13 protein-coding genes and 2 pseudogenes are annotated in these 18,075 nt (G+C 56.5%); 3 read left to right on the top strand and 12 right to left on the bottom strand.

Features of this window, described 5'->3' with window-relative positions; all coding sequences use genetic code 11:
• Nucleotides 1–177: 177 nt before the first annotated feature.
• Entirely contained in the window at nucleotides 178–396 is a 219-nt protein-coding gene (locus GSD1FS_RS02980) for a hypothetical protein (RefSeq protein WP_155588311.1), read from the bottom strand.
• A gap of 125 nt (nucleotides 397–521) precedes the next feature.
• Complete coding sequence (locus GSD1FS_RS02975) at nucleotides 522–899, bottom strand: DUF3073 domain-containing protein (protein WP_155588310.1); 378 nt, start codon at nucleotides 897–899, stop codon at nucleotides 522–524.
• Nucleotides 900–1,040: 141 nt separating this feature from the next.
• Here GSD1FS_RS02975 and trpS point away from each other — a divergent pair, with 141 nt between their 5' ends.
• A complete protein-coding gene (trpS, locus tag GSD1FS_RS02970) occupies nucleotides 1,041–2,144 on the top strand; it encodes a tryptophan--tRNA ligase (RefSeq protein WP_155588309.1) in 1,104 nt (367 codons plus the stop codon).
• 275 nt (nucleotides 2,145–2,419) lie between these two features.
• Here the strand turns inward: trpS and GSD1FS_RS02965 are convergent, their stop codons facing one another.
• Entirely contained in the window at nucleotides 2,420–2,758 is a 339-nt protein-coding gene (locus GSD1FS_RS02965) for an MGMT family protein (RefSeq protein ID WP_155588308.1), read from the bottom strand.
• 524 nt (nucleotides 2,759–3,282) lie between these two features.
• Nucleotides 3,283–5,027: pseudogene (locus GSD1FS_RS02960) on the bottom strand (threonine/serine exporter family protein).
• 417 nt (nucleotides 5,028–5,444) lie between these two features.
• Between GSD1FS_RS02960 and GSD1FS_RS02955 the strand changes: the two are divergent.
• A complete protein-coding gene (locus tag GSD1FS_RS02955; protein ID WP_155588307.1) occupies nucleotides 5,445–8,201 on the top strand; it encodes a phosphoenolpyruvate carboxylase in 2,757 nt (918 codons plus the stop codon).
• Nucleotides 8,202–8,385: 184 nt separating this feature from the next.
• On the opposite strand, the gene GSD1FS_RS02950 is transcribed toward GSD1FS_RS02955, so the two are convergent.
• The 8 genes from GSD1FS_RS02950 to GSD1FS_RS02915 form a co-directional block, all read right to left on the bottom strand.
• Nucleotides 8,386–8,754 (bottom strand): hypothetical protein, encoded by a 369-nt coding sequence (locus GSD1FS_RS02950; protein ID WP_155588306.1) that lies wholly within the window; start codon nucleotides 8,752–8,754, stop codon nucleotides 8,386–8,388.
• A gap of 378 nt (nucleotides 8,755–9,132) precedes the next feature.
• The gene (locus GSD1FS_RS02945) at nucleotides 9,133–10,005 is read right to left on the bottom strand and encodes an aldo/keto reductase (protein ID WP_155588305.1); all 873 of its coding nucleotides are present in this window, start codon (nucleotides 10,003–10,005) and stop codon (nucleotides 9,133–9,135) included.
• 184 nt (nucleotides 10,006–10,189) lie between these two features.
• Nucleotides 10,190–11,707 carry an L-arabinose isomerase gene (gene araA / locus GSD1FS_RS02940; protein WP_155588304.1) on the bottom strand — a complete coding sequence of 506 codons (1,518 nt, stop codon included), beginning with the start codon at nucleotides 11,705–11,707 and terminating at the stop codon, nucleotides 10,190–10,192.
• 43 nt (nucleotides 11,708–11,750) lie between these two features.
• Nucleotides 11,751–12,443 carry an L-ribulose-5-phosphate 4-epimerase gene (locus tag GSD1FS_RS02935; RefSeq protein ID WP_155588303.1) on the bottom strand — a complete coding sequence of 231 codons (693 nt, stop codon included), beginning with the start codon at nucleotides 12,441–12,443 and terminating at the stop codon, nucleotides 11,751–11,753.
• A 43-nt stretch (nucleotides 12,444–12,486) separates the two neighbouring features.
• Entirely contained in the window at nucleotides 12,487–14,103 is a 1,617-nt protein-coding gene (locus tag GSD1FS_RS02930) for a xylulokinase (protein WP_196425012.1), read from the bottom strand.
• Nucleotides 14,104–14,248: 145 nt separating this feature from the next.
• The gene (locus GSD1FS_RS02925; RefSeq protein ID WP_246165734.1) at nucleotides 14,249–14,587 is read right to left on the bottom strand and encodes a hypothetical protein; all 339 of its coding nucleotides are present in this window, start codon (nucleotides 14,585–14,587) and stop codon (nucleotides 14,249–14,251) included.
• Between the two features lie 56 nt (nucleotides 14,588–14,643).
• Entirely contained in the window at nucleotides 14,644–15,450 is an 807-nt protein-coding gene (locus GSD1FS_RS02920; protein ID WP_155588301.1) for an ATP-binding cassette domain-containing protein, read from the bottom strand.
• 28 nt (nucleotides 15,451–15,478) lie between these two features.
• Nucleotides 15,479–16,666, bottom strand: a complete 1,188-nt coding sequence (locus GSD1FS_RS02915; protein ID WP_155588300.1) for an ROK family transcriptional regulator — start codon at nucleotides 16,664–16,666, stop codon at nucleotides 15,479–15,481.
• Nucleotides 16,667–16,889: 223 nt separating this feature from the next.
• Here GSD1FS_RS02915 and GSD1FS_RS02910 point away from each other — a divergent pair.
• Nucleotides 16,890–18,060 (top strand): annotated as a pseudogene (locus GSD1FS_RS02910) (substrate-binding domain-containing protein).
• Nucleotides 18,061–18,075: the final 15 nt, after the last annotated feature.

Raw genomic sequence — 18,075 nt, 5'->3', positions numbered from 1 at the left:
TGCAATCGTTGTCATACTGTTTGGCTCACTGCCGCGCAGCAGTAATCATCACAATATTCATGTGCAATTCGCGGTGCTGACGTAACGAGTAACGCGTAGCGGAATGCGCCGCAGACACAGTGATGCAGGCGAGTAATCTGCACCTTTCAGTATCACGCGGCGAATGTGCCGCGCAGCTCAGTTGTGCGCAGCGTGCGTATCATCGGCATCGTCAGCGTGCTGGTTCTCGCGTTCGCGCGCATACTGAAAAGCCATCGCGCCCACCTGCACGAGCATCAGAGCGACCACCAATATCTGCGGAATCCAATATCCGAGCGGCATCAACGTGAGCTCAATAATCAGCAAAACGACTATGTTGGTCAGCGGCAGCGCCCAGTTGACATTCGACTTCTTCATATTCTCTCTTCTTCCGCGCGGTTATCTGCAAATATACAGTGAGGTGGGGCGCAGAAATCCATCTGCGTCCCACCTCACTGAATGGTGTGCGAGCATAACTCGCGCATATATAAGTTAGTTGTGCCTCACTGTTTGTGATCGGTGTCGGAATGCTTGAAAGCACCTGGCACTGGCATCGGGATCGGCTTGTGCGGTTGCGCATGGGTCACCGGAATTTCACCGGTTGTGGCCTTCGCCGCTGCCTCGGCAGCCCACTTCGCGTATTCGTCAAGATCATCGTCGGTCGTGTCTGTGCTCTCCGTAGACTCACCTTCGACGTCTTCTTGATAATCGGCGTCATGCGCGTATTTCTCTTCGACATCGGCAAATGGATCGAATGAGCCAACTCCTGGCTCGTGCGCGCCCAATTCTTTGGCAAGCTCATCGTAATCCGTGTCAGTGGTCATGTACTTGAGCTTCCTGGCGATCTTCTGCTGTTTGGCTTTCTGACGTCCGCGGCCCATCTGACCCCCTGAATTACTATTTGTTTCGATTCATCACATAAGAGAGTACCACTACTTACGACACGTTTTGTTGTCTTCTCAGATTTCTACGATGATTCTCAATACATAAGGTGGCATTCGACACGGCATAAGGACGTTCCAATGAGCGAAGAAATGAATCAGCAGCTGACTGCGGCCGGCAACGAGATGAGCGCGAGTTTCCTCGCGGCGAAGAAACGTTCCGACGAAACGCTCGCCAAGCTCAAAGCGAATCCGAGCCAGTTCACGATGCTCACCGGCGACCGTCCGACCGGACGCCTGCACTTGGGCCATTTCTTCGGCTCGATTCGCGAACGCGTCGCCATGCAGAACCTCGGCGTGAACACGAACATCATCATCGCCGACTACCAAGTGATCACCGACCGCGACACCACCGAGCACATCGGCGACAACGTGCTCAACTTGGTGCTTGACTACATGGCGGCTGGCATCGACCCTGAGAAAACGATGATGTTCACGCATTCCGCAGTGCCCGCTGAGAACCAGCTGATGCTGCCGTTCCTCTCGCTCGTCACCGAAGCCGAGCTGCACCGTAACCCGACGGTGAAGTCCGAGATGGAGTCGTCCGGCCACGCACTGACCGGCCTTCTGCTCACCTACCCGGTTCACCAGGCGTGCGATATTCTCTTCTGCAAGGCGAACGTTGTGCCGATCGGCAAAGATAATCTGCCGCACGTTGAGATCACGCGCACCATTGCCCGCCGTTTCAATGAGCGTTATTCCCCGAAGAACCCGATCTTCCCGGAGCCTGCCGCTATTTTGTCGGAGGCTCCTGAGATTCCGGGACTCGACGGCCGCAAGATGAGCAAGTCGTACGGCAATTCGATCATGCTAGGCGCCACCGCCGAGGAGACAGCGAAGCTGATCAAGAAGAGCAAGACCGACTCCGACCGCAACATCACGTTCGATCCGGTGAATCGTCCGGAAGTGTCCGCACTGCTCACGACCGCCGGACTGGTGACCGGCCGCGATCCTGCTGAGATCGCCGCGGAGATCGGCAACGGTGGCGGCGGCGCGCTGAAGGCGTACGTCACCAAGTCGGTGAACGAGTTCCTCGCGCCGCACCGCGAGCGTCGCGCCGAACTTGCGCGCGATATGGATACGATTCGCGACATTCTGCATGACGGTAACGCGCGCGCGAACGCGATCGCCAACGAAACGCTCGACCAGGTTCGCGACGCAATGGGCATGAGCTACGACCGCTGATCTGCTGAATCTACTGAATCTACCGTAGACCAGCCAAAAATTGTCGTTTGTGTGGGTCAGTTAACCACTGAGTTAGTTAACTGACCCACATCTATGTCATTTCCGGGTCAGTTAACCCGCGCACGTGTTAACTTGCCCACAAATGCTGGATTATGCGGGTCAGTTAACCTAGTCTCAAGTTAATTCGCCCACAAATATCGGGATATGTGGGTCAATTAACTTGGCTGCCGGTTAACTGACCCACTTGCAACGGCTGCGTAGATGATTATGTGCTACTAGTGTTCCCATTGGAAGCGGCGGAGGTCGACGTGCGGGCCGTCCGCGTAGTCTGTCAGAGTCACGCCTTCTGAGATTAGTAATTCAGCCTGTTCCTCCCAGCCGGGGACGAGTCTGCCCGCGTGATTGACGATGCGGTGGCATGGGTAATCCCCATATTCCTGTGCATGTGCGAGCACGCGTCCCACCAAGCGAGCCGAGCGCGGGCGACCGGCGAGCTCGGCGATCTGCCCGTATGTCGCCACGCGCCCGCTCGGCACTTGCGCCACTATCTGCAGAATCTGGTGCGCGACACTGCCAGTAGAATCAGCGGAAGAAATATGCTTCGAACTCGTCATACCAGCATTCTGCCACACACCAGCGCTGGGTATTGCACCCCACAGACCTGCCAATAGATCTAACAGCATCTATCCAACTATCCAGACAACTCCAGCTATTCAGAACTCCGACTATTCAACCAGCTACAGTCATCCGGCCAACACAATCACCAGCCAGCGCATCAGTTACTGGTTGCCCATCTGCCAGAACGTCAAATCCAGCGGTCAAAACGGCGAAATAATCAGCCAACACAGCAAAACTGATAGCCAAAACAACAACTAATCAGCCGATTTGCTGTTATGACAGATAATTTCGCCGTTTTTACCACTAAAACACTCAATTTTGTGGTAAAAACAGCAAACCTAAGTGACAAAACAGCAAAAGCAGCTTATTTGCTGTTCCAGCCAATAGATTTGCCGTTCTAACAAATAGATTTGCTGTTTTGACTATAAAAATAGACGAAATAGTAGTTAAAACAGCAAAAGCAGATGTCAAAACGTCAAATCTCCGCGGAAGCAGAAAAAGCCGCCTACTGTCAAATGGCTTAGATGTCGTAGCGCCAGGATTTGTCGGTAATCACTCGTGCCATAGCCAAGCCTATCGGCAGGCAGATGATCACCATGAATGCGCGGAATGCCCAGTCGAGAGCCAGCAGCGTTTTGAACTGGCCGAGGTAGAACATGGCGCGGTACATATAGAGTCCCGGAACCATGATGACGATCGACGGCACGGTCAGGCAGATGCGCGGGTAGCCGAGGTGCGGCGGCAGCATGCCGTGCCGCACCGAGCTACGCCACAGCGAGGCGATCAGTCCGGCGAGCAAAGCGCCGAGGAACGCGCTGGCTTCGGCAGGCACGCCCCAATCCACAAGTTCCAAACGCAACGTGTCGGTGATCAGGCCGATGAATGCCGCCACTATGCACATGCGTTGCGGCGAATTGAATAGCACGGAGAAGCCCCACACGCCTACGAACGCGAACACTGCGCGAAGCCCGGCATTCAGCCACGGATTCAGATCGGGAGTTTCGAAGCCTTGCGGGTTCAGGTGCACGAGAACCGCAACCATCCAGCCTGCCAGCGTAGCCATCAAAATAATGCACATCACATATGCCACGCGTTGCACGCCGGAGGGGAAGTCTATCTTCGCCATGTCGAGTCCGCCGGTGATCAGCGGGAAGCCTGGGATCACGAACAGCATCGCGCCGATGTATGCGGTGTCGTGCCGCAGCGCCACCGGGTCGAAGAGACCGATCAAGCGCAGTGTGCCCACGCAGGCGAGCGCGGCGACGGCCACGCACACGAACGTCACGAAGAACTGGTTGAGACGGTGCGCAAAGAGGCGGCGACGCACCCACTGGCCGAGTCCGGCGCCCACGAACGCGCCGAGCATGTCGTATGGCGCGCCACCGAGCAGGAACACGAAGGCCGCGCACGCGCAGGCGGCGGCGAAACCTGAGAATGCGGGAGAATACAGCGGCTTGCGGCGTTCAATCAGGTCGAGTCGCTGATGCACCTGCCCCACGGTGATCGGCCCGCCGCCCGGCGCATGGTGATGCGTCGGGTGCGCGCCCACGTGGTCGAAGTGTTCGGCGTACTGCTTCTCCGGCGGGCGTTGCGCGCGCGTGCGCATGCGCTCGCGAACGCGCGCTCGCAATCCGCTGGTTTTCTGCGCGCGCTCTTGCGCAGTGTCAGCAGTGCCACCGGCAGCCACACTCTCCGCGCGCAGATTTTCCGCGGAATCCGCCACCGATTCTTCGCTGAGTTCCGCGAAATCCACGGACTCCGCCTCGCGTTCCTGCTGCTGACGCTCGCGCGCAGATTCGCGCTCGAGCTCGCGCTGTTCGCGCCGTTCTTCGCGCAGTCTTTTCGACGTGTCTGCAGACACCTGCGACGCGTCGCGAATCCCCAACGTGTTCGGCTGTATGAGCTGCGAGGAGACTTCGGTGCGGCGGTGATACATGGTGCCGACGCCGAGGTTGACGCTGAACCAGTCGGCGAAATGCTCAAGCAGCCAAATGCGCTCGGTGTTCACGCCGGTGGTCGGCAGATTGACGACTTCGGTGATGCGATCTTTGCCATCGGTGCACGATGCTTGAATATCGGTCAGATTCACGTCGCGCGCACGTGCACGCCGAGCGGATACGCGATGCGGTGCATCATCTCGCGCACGCGGAAGCTTCCGGTGCCCGCGCCAAGATCGAGCATGCCCACGCGCACGATCACGCTCGCTTTGGCGGCGATGCCGGCGTCGGTGATCGGCTTGTTCCAGTCGCGCTCGATATCTTCCATATCGAGCGGAATGGCGTGCGTGTGGTATTTGCGCACGGCAGTCGCTGCCGATTTCAACGATTCCGTTTGTTCGGATTGCGCGGATTGCGTAGTATTCGGCTGCTCAAACTGGTCATTGTGCTGTGGATTGTTGCTCATGCTCACGTGTTCTATTACTACTACCGCCACTATCCGAGCGGCTGCACCGAGCTGTTTCACGCGAGCTTTCGCGAACTGCACGTTGCAAGCACCGCGCGCACATCTCACATCATGGCATTGCGCACAGTTTCGTAACATTGGTGTCTCATGCTCGAGCCTACAATGCAACTGACTTTACCGAATGAGGGCTGTGGGCTCGCAACGATCGGCGACAACAACTACGGAGGAGCCGTAGATGACCGATAGACCGAGCAACCCGACTTTGGAGAAAGGGGTCTGATGACTGAACAAGAGCAACAGATCACGCCTGCGGACGCCACTATTGTGACCTCCGGCCTCGGCACCAAAGGTCCCGAGGAGCGTGAACTTCCCGCAACACTTCAAGAAGACATGGATCTGTGTCTCAACATTCTGCGTGAAGTGCTTTCTGAATACGACGAAAATCTCCTCAAAACGTTCGACACCGTGCGCCAGTATGCCGTCGATGCCAGCGCTGAGCGTTTCTCCGGCGTGCTTTCTGACACGCACCCTGAACGTGACGATTTGGAGATGGCAGTCAAGACGATCGACGCGATGAATCTGCATGACGCCCAGTTGCTCGCTCGCGCATTCACCACCTACTTCCACTTGGCGAATCTGTGCGAAGAGAATTACCGCGTTTCCGTGCTGCATGACCGCGAGGCTGAGGTCGATGACACTCAGGCGATCGATCCGGTGAACGAGATGACCAAGGCGTACCACCAGCTCATCACTGAGATGGGTCCGGCGAAGGCCAAGGAACTGCTTGAACGCCTCGAATTCCACCCGGTGTTCACCGCTCACCCGACCGAGGCTCGCCGCAAGGCAGTCGAAGGCAAGATTCGCCGCATCTCCGACCTGCTCGCCGCACACAAGCTGCTCGGTGGTTCTGATAAGAAGGAGAACAGCCGTCGCCTCTACAGCGAGATCGACGCACTGTTCCGAACGTCGCCGATCGCGTTGAAGAAGCCGACGCCTGTTGAAGAGGCCGACACGATTCTCGACATCTTCGACAACACGTTGTTCCACACGATTCCGATGGTGTATCGCCGCTTCGATGATTGGGTGCTCGGAGACCGCGCCGGCCTTGAACCGCCGGTGTGCCCCGCATTCTTCCACCCTGGCAGCTGGATCGGTTCCGACCGCGACGGCAACCCGAACGTCACCGCCAAGGTGAGCCGTCAGGTGGCACGCAAGTTCAGCGACCACGTGCTGGCCGCACTGGAAGAGGCCACCCGAACCGTCGGCCGCAATATGACCGTCGAGTCCGAAACGACTCCGGCAAGCGACGAACTGCATGCGCTGTGGAATCAGCAGAAGGAAATCAGTGAGCGCTTGACCAGCAAGGCTTCGCTCATCTCCACGAAGGAGCTGCACCGCGCGGTTCTGCTGGTGATGGCCGACCGCCTGCACTACACGATCAAGCGTGACACCGACCTGATGTATCACGACTGCGACGACTTCCTCGCCGACCTGCGCGTGGTGCAGCGCTCGCTCGCCGAAGCTGGCGACAAGCGCGCAGCCTATGGTCCGCTGCAGGACCTGATCTGGCAGACCGAGACCTTCGGCTTCCACATGGTCGAGATGGAGTTCCGCCAGCACTCGGTGGTGCATGCCCGTGCCCTTGACGACATTCGCGAGCATGGTCTGCACGGCGAGCGTGGCCCGCTTCAGCCGATGACGCACGAGGTGCTCGACACCTTCCGCGCGTTGGGTGCCATTCAGAAGCGCAACGGCATCAAGGCCGCACGCCGCTACATCATCTCGTTCACGAAGAGCGCGAAGAACATTCGCGACGTCTACGAGCTCAACCGCCTGGCATTCTCGAACCCCGACGATGCGCCGGTCATCGACGTCATCCCGCTGTTCGAGCAGCTTGAGGATCTCGAGAACTCGGTTTCCGTGCTCGACGAGATGCTGAAGATTCCTGAGGTGCAGGCTCGCTTGAAGCAGACCGGCCGCAAGATGGAAGTCATGCTCGGCTACTCTGATTCCTCGAAGGACGCCGGCCCGACCACGGCAACGCTCGCACTGCATTCCGCACAGGAGCGCATCGCGAAGTGGGCTGACGACAACGACATCGACTTGACGCTGTTCCACGGTCGTGGCGGCGCGGTCGGTCGTGGCGGTGGCCCTGCAAACCGTGCAGTGCTCGCCCAGCCGAAGGATTCTGTCAAGTGCCGCTTCAAGCTGACCGAACAGGGCGAGGTCATCTTCGCCCGCTATGGCAACCCGGTGCTGGCCATTCGCCACGTCGAGTCCGTTGCCGGCGCAACGCTGCTGCAGTCCGCTCCAAGCGTTGAGAAGACGAACACCGACATGACCGAGAAGTACAACCCGATGGCTGAGAAGCTGAGTGAAGTTTCACATGAAACCTTCCTCGACCTGCTCAACTCGGAAGACTTCGCTCCTTGGTTCTCCACCGTCACGCCACTGACCGAGATCGGCCTGCTGCCGATCGGCTCTCGCCCTGCGAAGCGTGGTCTTGGCGCGAAGTCGCTTGACGATCTGCGCACGATTCCGTGGATCTTCTCGTGGGCTCAGGCACGCATCAACCTGGCTGCTTGGTATGGCTTGGGTTCTGCATGCGAAGCCTTCGGCGACTTGAAGACGCTGCGTCAGGCATATGAAGAGTGGCCACTGTTCTCGACGTTCATCGACAACATCGAGATGTCGCTGGCGAAGACCGACGAGCGCATCGCGAAGATGTATCTCGCACTCGGCGATCGTCCGGATCTGAGCCAGAAGGTGCTCGACGAGATGGAGCTCACCCGTCAGTGGGTGCTTCGCATCGTCGGCGACGAGTGGCCGTTGCAGCATCGCCATGTGCTCGGCCAGGCCATCCGCATTCGCTCTCCTTACGTCGACGCGCTGTCGGTCACCCAGGTGCTCGCACTGCGTTCGCTGCGTAAGAAGGTCGACAAGGAAGAGCTCTCCGAGAGCCAGCAGGCAGGATTCATCTACTTGATCCTCTGCACCGTTTCGGGTGTTGCCGCCGGCCTCCAGAACACTGGCTGATCCCTATTCCCCTTATATACGGTGACCGCAGATTGCAATAATCTGCGGGGCTCACCGTTTTCCTTTCTGTAGATAAATTATCTTCTTTTCACAGTTTTTGTGAGTCTCACTGTGCACCTCTCTGCCCACAACTTGTGCGACCAATATATATTGGTCGGTCTGAAGCGCAGGAGGGCAAGCAGAACTACTTAGCGGGTGCGTGCGCGACCTCTGACTCTGGCTTTTCACGCATTTTGTAGACCAAATAGACCACGCCAGTCACCGCCCAGAACACCATGCAGATGTTGTTCACGGTGTCTTGCGAGAGTCCGAACAGCGACCAATTTCTGACTGCGGCTGCCGTGATAATCCAGTCAACCGGCCACACGAAGGCGTAGAAAATAACCGACATCCTCGAATACACGCGTTCGTAATAGACGGCGATGCAGCCCCAGAGTCCCCAAATAATCCAAGCCGCCCACCACCATGCGGAAAGCGGTGTGAAGAAAACAGCCGCTCCCAGCGCTGCGAATATCACGACATACCCGAACACCAATCCCATTGCGCGAGTCATGACCCTCCCCTTTCACTATTCTCAACGATTCCTCTTTGAACCATTGGAATTACTCATATTGTAAGGGTCGCGGGAATGCGCGCATATAGACAACGCGCAGCATGCTGAATCATTATTTTTCAGCATATTTTCGCGGATGCTACTGAGCTATTTTTCTAGCGACCAACATATATTGGCCGCAAAATAGATTGCGTGCCGAATGTCGGTGTGGGCTATCCCGCTTACGAGGAGGCATTACTGAGCATATCCACACATATCAGTGACGGTTTTCCAACGATTTCCGGCGATCGTACTTGCCGAATGCACTCTTAATGTCTCCTCGTAAGCGAGATACCCTGCACCAATGTGTGAAACACAATCGCAGAATAGGCCGCTATATCAGGCGTAGGTGAAGGTGAGAGGGTCATGGCCGGCACGGGTCGGGCCATCGAGAGCGTCGATCTGCGCGTGTTCTTCCGGCGTCAACGCGAAGCCGAACAAGTCGAGGTTCTCGCGCTGGCGTTCAACGTGCACGGATTTCGGGATGATGATCGTGCCGTTCTCGATGTGCCAGCGCAGAATAACCTGCGCCGGAGTCACGCCGTGCGCGCGCGCGATCTCTTCGACCACACCGTTTGCGAGGTCGGCACCGCGTGCCATAGGTGAATACGCCTCCACTGCGATGTTGTGCTCTTTGCAGTAGGCGACCACTCCACGCTGCTGCCATGTGGGGTGCAGTTCGATCTGGTTGACGGCGGGGTATTCGCCGGTCTCCTCGTGCAAACGCTCGAGATGTTCGGGCAGGAAGTTGCAGACGCCCAGCGTGCGCACGCGCCCCTCGGAACGCAGGCGGTCGAACGCCTTCCACGTTTCGCCGCTGCGCCAGTTGAACGGCGTCGGCCAGTGCAGCATATACATGTCTACATAGTCGAGCTGCAGCAGTTCAAGCGAGCGGTCGAACGCGCGCAGTGCGGAATCGTAGCCTTGCTCGGAATCGCGCAGTTTCGTGGTCATCCACAGGCTCTTGCGTTGTTCTCCGGCATTGTATCCACTTTCCGCCAGTGCACGTCCGACGCCCTCTTCGTTGTTGTAGCCGGCAGCACCGTCGATATGCCGGTAGCCCACCTGCAACGCCGATTCCACAACCGGCACAACGCCGTCGTTGTCGATGCGAAGCACACCCAAACCGATTTGCGGAATCTGATTACCGTCACGCAACGTGATCATGGGAACTTCCGGCGTCTGCGCCGTCTGGGTCGTGCTTTCGCTCATCTGAAACCTTTCTCCGAGCATTCTTATGCACCGAACATTGTGCACAACAGTATTGCTTGCATATATTTGCCTGCTTTTGATGCTAGCACCCACGTCACCGGTCACCATCGAAACGCTCGCATCTGCTGACTGCGTTGAGTATTGGGCGGATTGATTATCGATAGTGACCAGCTGGGGTGTGGGATCAGTGGCGGTTCCTGAGTTCATGAACCATGTCGGCGAGGTCGAGTTCACGCTCGAACTCGCGTGGCGTTGTGGAGGCGTCGATCGTGGCGAGCTCGACGCCGGCGATGCGCGCGAAATCCTCCCAGGCTTCGCGACCGACCGATGTGGTCATGCAAGTGTGGTGCGAGCCTCCTGCAAGCAGCCAGCATTCGGCTGAGGTTTCGAGGCTTGGCTCCGGCTTCCACAAGCCACGGGCGCACGGCAGCTTGGCGAGCGAACCAAGCGGTTCCACAACGTCGACGACGTTCATCAGCATGCGGAAGCGCGTGCGCACGTCGGCGAGCGACACGACGACGGCATCGTGCTTTGGTGCGACGGTGAACACCAGACGAACCGGATCCGCCTTGCCGCCGATGCCGAGCGGGTGGATCTCGAGCTTCGGCTTGGCGATGGTGCCAAGCGACGGCGAGACCTCGAGCATGTGCGATCCCATGATCATCTCATTGCCCGGCGTGAAGTTGTAGGAATAGTCTTCCATAAGCGATGCGCCACCGTTCAGGCCGTAGCCCATCACTGCACCGATGCGCACCAGAATCGAGGTCTTCCAGTCGCCTTCCGCTGAGAAGCCCCAACCGTATTCGGAGGGGAAGCGTTGCGGCCCCACGCCCGGCAATTGCGGCAATGCACCGAGGTCTTCGAAGTTGTCGACGCCAGCGGTGCAATCGTTGCTGCGCATCATGTTGACCATCGCAGCCTCTTCGCGTGCGGCGACCACCAGTGAATCGTAGCGTTTGTCGAGCAGTTCGGGAGCCACGTCATATTTCAGCTTGTAGTCTTCAATCAGGTCGTTGACCTGCGAGTCTTTCACCGCGTCATAGGCGGCGACGAGTTCGTTGACCGGCCACGTATTGACCGATGCGCCGAACACGCGTTCCGCCTCGGTTTTGTCGCCTTCGGTGACGGCCACATTGCGCATGTTGTCGCCCCAACGCATCACGTTCATCGTGTTCGACGCCTGCCAGCCGGCGCAGGCGCGTGCCCATGTGCCGATCTTCTTGGCGACTTCCGGGCTGGTGTAGTGGCCGACGACGATTTTGCGCGGAATGCCGAGTCGGGTGACGATGTAGCCGAATTCGCGGTCGCCGTGTGCGGACTGGTTGAGATTCATGAAGTCCATGTCGATGGTCTCCCACGGAATCTCGAAATGATGCTGCGTGTTGAGCTGCAGCAGCGGCTTCCTCAGCGCCTCGAGTCCGCGAATCCACATTTTCGCAGGCGAGAACGTGTGCATCCAAGCGATCACGCCGATGCAGGAATCGTCGGCGGAAGCGTCGACCATGAACCTGCGCACGCCATCCGACGACTTCAGCGTTGGTTTCAGCACGAGTTTGACCGGTATCTCACTGCTCGCGTTGAGCGTGTCGACTATCTCTTTCGACTGTGCCGCCACTTGGCGCAGCGCTTCCTCGCCGTAGAGGTCTTGCGAGCCGACGCCGAACCAGATTTCCTTGCCTTCAAACGGGTTGTCCATTGCCATTGTTGTTCCTTTGCTTCGTTGCTGTCGATTGTTTGTGACTCGCTCAGTGCTGGCCGTACACGTTCTGGTAGCGGTCGTTGAGCTTGTCGATGTCTTCCTGCGGAATCGGAATGATGCTGCCGATCTGGCGTGCCGCCCACATCGTGTGCGCCACTTCTTCGGTCATGGCCGCGGCCTTCACTGCGGCTTCGGCGTCTTTGCCGATCGTGAATGGCCCATGGTTCTGCATCAGCACGGCGGGAGACTTCGGGTATTTCTTCAGCGTCTCCACCACGCCCTCGCCTATCGCCTCGGAGCCGATCAAGCGGAATGGCCCGACCGGCACTTCGCCACCGAATTCGTCGCCCATCATCGTCAATCCGCACGGAATGTTCTGGCCGGTCGACGCCCATGCCGTCGCGTAGGTGGAGTGCGTGTGCACCACGCCATACACGTCGGGCATGTGCCGGTAGATGTATGCGTGCGAAGCGGTGTCAGACGACGGCGCTTCAGCACCATCCACCACGTTGCCGTCGAGATCGCACACGACCATCGAGCTCGGAGTCAAGTATTCGTAGCGCAATCCAGACGGCTTGATCACCATCAGGTCGGCGGTGTGCAAGCGTTGCGACACATTGCCCGCCGTCCACACCACGAGATTCCACTTGATGAGTTGCTGGTGCAGGTTCGCAACCGTTTCGCGCACCTGCTTGACTTCGGCTCGAACTTCGGGGCCGTAGTCCGCCAATGTTGCCATTGCTAGTCCTTTCAACAAAGTTGTGGATATGTGGATTCGCGTATTATTTCGTTCCGCTTATGTGCTCGACGGCACTGTGTTCCACAGGCAGTCCGCGCATGAACCGCTCGAAGAATCGTTGGAATCCCGCCACATCGCGCGGATCCGGCCGTTCGACTGTGGATTGCGCGTCCGCGAACACAGCGGTGTCGAGATAATCAGCGAGCGGAGTGCTCGCGTGATTCAGATAATCCGCCAATACCGCCATGCCCCACGCGCCGCCTTCGGAGGCGGTGGTCATCACGCGAATCGGTGTATTGAATGCTGCGGCGAGTATTTTCTGTGCGACTACCGGCGTTGCGAAGATGCCGCCGTGCCCGACGAGCGAGTCGATCTGCACGCCTTCGTCTTCGGTCATCACGCGCATGCCTATGCTCACCGGGCAGAACGCGCCGAATAATTGCGCGCGCATGAAGTTCGCCAACGAAAGGTTCGCCTCCGGCGCGCGAGTGACGAGCGGGCGTCCTTCCGCAAGTCCGGCGAGAAATTCGCCGGTGCGGAACGGGTAGTTGAGCACTCCCCCGGCGTCATCTTCCGCATCGCTTGAGATGGCGGCGCGGAACAGCCGCCCATATAGTTCGGCGTCGCTGAGCTGCACGCCGTTGAGATTCGCGAATTCGCGGAACATGTTCACCCACGCGTTGAGATCTGACGTGAAGTTGTTCGCATGACTCATGCCCGCCAGGTCTCCAACCGGAGTCGTCACCACGTCGACTTCCGGGCGCAGTTGCGAAAGCTTATGTTCGAGCACGACAGTGGCGAAAATAGACGTGCCAGCCGAAACGTTGCCGGTGCGCGGGCGAACGGAATTCGTGGCGACCATGCCAGTTCCTGCGTCGCCTTCCGGTGGGGCGAACGCGATGCCTGGCTGCAGCGTGCCGCTTGGGTCGAGCAGAGCCACACCCTCTTGTGTCAGTGTGCCTGCGGGCGTGCCGGCGACAAGCGGTGCGGGCAGTAGGTCTTCGAGCTTCCATGGCTGCGCAGCGACTTCGGGGAGCGCATCGAACTGCTCGACAAACGCGCGCTCGTAGGTTTTGGTTTGCGGGTCGATCGGGAACATGCCCGAGGCGTCTCCCACGCCGAGCACTTTGCGGCCGGTGAGCTTCCAATGCACGTAACCTGCGAGCGTGGTGATGAAGCGCACGTTGGGAACATGTGGCTCGTGGTCGAGCACCGCTTGGTAGAGGTGGGCGACCGACCAGCGCTCGGGGATGTTGAATTGGAACAGGTTGGAAAGCCGCTCGTGAGCTTCATGCGTGTTCGTGTTCTGCCAAGTGCGGAACGGTACGAGCAGCTCGCCGCGCTCGTCGAACGCGAGGTAGCCGTGCATCATGGCGGAGACGCCGATCTGCCCGATCGTCGTGAGCTCCACGCCATAATCATGTTTCACATGAAACGCGATGCCCGTGTATACGCTCTGCAGGCCATGCCACACCTCGTCGAGATCGTACGTCCACAAGCCATCGTTCAAATGCGACTGCCATTCGAAATCGCTCGTAGCCAATGCGCGGCAATGTTCATCGACGAGAACCGCTTTGATGCGCGTCGATCCGAATTCAATGCCGAGCGACGTCCTCCCTGCCGCTATAGCCTCCGCGACTGCCGAACTCTGACTGCCCATAGCTCCTCCAGCGTCTTCGCTCAAAATAGTGAGCGCTAACATCTTTGTTATCTAAAATCATGTTAGCGCTCACAATAACGGGAACACGCCGAATTGGATTATTTACTTTGTCAAAGTCACAACAGCCGCAAAATACCGGATACCGCTATCGATCATTCTTTCGCTTGACTCGGCGCAACGGAGAAGATGGCTGCGCTGGCTGAAGTATTGGGAAACGGTTAAGCAACACCCGACGTATTGCTGGGATATAACTGATTGCAACACCAACAGCCAATGTTCCGATTGATACCCATGAAGCGACATCCATGCTCAGCAGCATGAGAATCACGACAATTGCACATGCGAGGATACCGCCTAATTGCTGGTATTTGTTCTGCTCCTCAGTAATCTCAGCGCGTTTAATCGGCAACGCACCAAGGAACACACCAAGAACAAAACAACCTATGCCCACAACAATAGAAACGATAATTTCTACAACAGTCACGAGTAACCTTTCCTATCGGGATTCACGCATCATTGCGCAATACGAAATACTCTCAGTCACCTTACACGACGTTCAATAGGCGTACGTGCACGCAACACGCGCCGGCGCTCCCGTATAGAGGCATTATTCTGCACGACGCCAGCCATCTCGGCAAGCACCTGTTCATACGTGGTTTCATCAGTGGCATGCACTGCACAGATGGAGCCATGCCGCATCACCACAATACGATCGGCAATGGCAAAGACACTGGGAAGATCATGACAGACCATGATGACACTACGGCCCATCGAACGCAAAGACACAATGTAGTCAAGCACTTCTGCAGATTGCGTCACCGACAAAGATGCAGTGGGCTCATCAAGTACGACTACATCCGGCTCGTTGAGCAATGTGCGCGCTATGGCAACTGTTTGACGCTGACCGCCAGACAGGGACGCAATTGACTGGCTCGCGCGCACCGGCACAGACAATGCGCTTAATATCTCGCGCGCCTTAGCATGCATCTGCTCATCATCACGCATCGATAATCCATTGGACAACTCTTTACCAAGGAAGATATTTGCACAAACATCGAGATTTTCGCAAAACTCCGGTTGCTGAAAAGCAGACGCAATTCCTAATTCAGCGGCTTTAGCAATGCCATCAATGCGCAATTCTTTGCCTCGTACGGCAATACGTCCGCTATCAGGTTGTTCAAGTCCCGCGATGATATGCACAAGCGTGGATTTGCCCGCGCCATTGTCACCAACGATAGCCACAATTTGTCTGGTTTTTACCTCCAGATCGACATCACGCAATGCTTCGACGAGGCCATACCGCTTCGTGATGCCCTGAAGCTCAATCAACGTTGACTGCTGGCTCATCTCTCCTCCCTCTGTCCTCTTTTAACTTTTAGATAGCACCTTTAAGCGCGGCTCGCTCAACATGCTCAATAGCTAGAACGCCTGCGCCGAGCGCGCTGTTGACCACCGGACGACGTGCCTCAAGTACTGATATAGGCATCAATGCATCAGGGAACAGCAATCGTTGCAAAGTTTCACGGAATGGGTCTAAGAACACATCTCCAGACTCCGACAGCTCGCCGCCAACAATGACTAGCTCCGGATCAACGGAAATGCAGAGCGTAGACGCCACATTGCCTATACGAACAGCCGCATCAGCAATGACCCTGCGGCATCCAGGATCTCCTTCATTAGCTTTAGATACAAGATCCGCCAAAGTGAGTTCTCCATGCGTCACCGTCAGCAATGATGTCAACCGTTGCTCATCGACAACAGTGTTCAAGCAACCTCGATTGCCGCATCGACAGATAGCACCGAGAGGATCAACCTGAATATGCCCAATCTCCCCAGCTAGGCCAGTGACACCTCGCCGAACCTCACCATGTTCAACAATGCCAGCACCAACACCATCTCCGGCGCTGACATACACAAAATCATCAATACCGACACCGGCGCCGACCCTCGCCTCGCAGAATGCTGCCATATTGGCATCATTCTCGACATGCACAGGTACGGAGAAAACGCCCTCAAGCATTGCCTCGATATCTGTATCTTCCCAACCAGGCAATAACCCTGGAACAGCCAACATGTGCGTCCGAGCATCAACAGGAGCTCCAAGCGCCACGCCGATTGCCAACAACTCACTTGGTTCTGCATCTAGCTGCGCAAGAGATTCGCGAATTAACTGCACAACGACATTAAGCGTGGTATCAGGATGATGATTGACTGCCAAAGGGTAGTGATGATCTACGAAAGGCTCGCGTTTATCATCACACAGAACCACACGCAAACCGCGACGCGTGATATGCACTCCGGCAGCCAGCCCCTCATGGTGCGTAAGCGCGACTAGCTGAGCACGCCTACCATTGCGCACAGTGCTGTGGGTCTCTAGTTGCCCTTCGTCCACCAACTGATGAACCAGTGCCGAGACCGTGGCCGTCGACACACCCATGATCTCAGCAAGTTCAACCTGCGTCATCGCACCGAATCTATGAATGGTCTCCAATAGATTTGCACGATTCGCTTCACGAAGAGAGCTTTGTGAGCCAAGCTTCCTCTTTGAAAGTCGTCCTGCCATACATAACAGCATAAAGCCATACGGCCTACGACTGACACCCACAACGAAAAACGGTCGAAAATAGACAAACACTTTCACATTGAATTCATATATCAAACAAATAACACTCCAAAACGCCGTATTGAGTTTGACAACTTAACACAATGGCGTATGCTAACACTAAACCTCTTGTGAGGTCATGGCAATGAAGCCACATATTCCGTCAAAGGAGATGGGAGCAGAGATGAAACGCATCACAAAGATAGCAGCCCTGATGAGCAGTCTCGCGTTATGCGCATCCATGGGCGCATGCGGATCCACCCGTTCTGGATTCGAGCAGACCTCCGGTGTCCAGAAACTAGAAAAGGGGGCCACAATAGGCATTTCCATGCCAACGAAATCAGAGGAACGTTGGAATAAAGACGGCAACAACCTCAAGAACAAACTTGAAAAAGCCGGCTACAAAGTCGTTCTCAACTATGCAGATGACAAGCCAGCACAGCAGAATGCAGACATCGAAAATATGGTGAATCAAAACGCCAAAATTCTTGTCGTTGCTGCAAAAGATGGCTCAGCGGTGGGCCCAGCAGTCGAAAAAGCCCATGATGCTGGCGCAAAAGTCATCGCCTACGATCGCCTTATCATGAACACCGACGCGGTTGACTACTATGCCACATTCCAACTGGAGCAGGTAGGCAAACTCGAAGCCGAATACCTCGTAGATCAGCTGGGGCTCAACGACGGCGAAAAAGGACCGTTCAACATGGAGCTCTTCACCGGCTCACCCGATGACAACAATGCGAAGTACTTCTTCAAGGGTGCGTGGGACATCCTGCAGCCGTATTTTGCAAAAGGCGTGCTGGTATGCCCATCGAATCATGGTGGTGGAGTGACAAAAGACTTCACAGTTGATGATTGGCAGAAGATTTCGGTGCAGTCTTGGAAAACCGAACAGGCACAAAAGATATGGAATCGATTCTCGATTCCACCTATGCCAGCGGTAAAAACTCGATGCCGTACTCACCCCATATGACGGAATTGCTCAGGGCGTGATCAACGCCATTGAATCGAAGCGTCCAGATATGAAACCAGGCACCGAATCTTGGCCTCCAATCACAGGCCAAGACGCTATGGAAATCGCAGTTTCAAATATTGCCGCGGGCAAGCAGGGCGAAACAGTGTTCAAAAATGTCAATGAACTTGCTGACGCCGTTTATGACATGATCATCGAGATCGCCGAAGGCAAGGAAGTCACTGGCATCAACGGTAAATTCAATAACAACAACATCGATGTTCCATCGAAGCTGCTTGACCCACAGAATATCACCATTGAGAATCTCAACGATCTTGTGAAAGCCAACTATCTGACGCAAGAGCGCTTTGACAAACTCACGAAGGGCGAAGACGTCCGCTGACAGTCTTTGAAAGGA

The sequence above is a fragment of the Bifidobacterium canis genome (assembly GCF_009727065.1).
GTDB classification, from domain to species: domain Bacteria; phylum Actinomycetota; class Actinomycetes; order Actinomycetales; family Bifidobacteriaceae; genus Bifidobacterium; species Bifidobacterium canis.
This window is presented reverse-complemented; position numbering and strand designations above follow the sequence as displayed.